Source organism: Spectribacter hydrogenoxidans (genome assembly GCF_031846275.1).
GTDB lineage: Bacteria > Pseudomonadota > Gammaproteobacteria > Nevskiales > Salinisphaeraceae > Spectribacter > Spectribacter hydrogenoxidans.
On the sequence record NZ_JAVRIB010000059.1, the window covers coordinates 1 to 371 of the forward strand.

Genomic DNA, 371 nt, shown 5'->3' on the forward strand with positions numbered 1-371 from the left:
CCGGCGATGTATTCCGGGCCATTGTCACAGCGAATGACCTCGGGTTTGCCGCGCCATTCGATGATCTGTTCCAGGCAACGGATCACGCGGGCACTGGGCAGCGACAGGTCGATCTCCATGCCCAGACCCTGGCGGTTGTGGTCATCCAGCACGTTGAGCACCCGGAAGCTGCGGCCGTCGGCGAGCTGGTCGTGCAGGAAGTCCATCGACCACACCTGGTTGATGGCCCTGGGCACCGTCAGCGGCTCGGGCCGGTCGCGTTTCAGGCGCTTTTTCGGCTTGATCCGCAGGTTCAGTTCCAGCTCGCGGTAGATTCGATACACTCGCTTGTGGTTCCAGCCATAGCCCTTGACGTTGCGCAGGTACAGAAA

At 61.7% G+C, this 371-nt stretch carries 1 protein-coding gene; it reads right to left on the reverse strand.

Annotated elements, in window-relative coordinates:
• On the reverse strand, positions 1–371 hold a 371-nt coding region (locus RM532_RS15865; RefSeq protein WP_311654308.1), incomplete at both ends, for a DDE-type integrase/transposase/recombinase.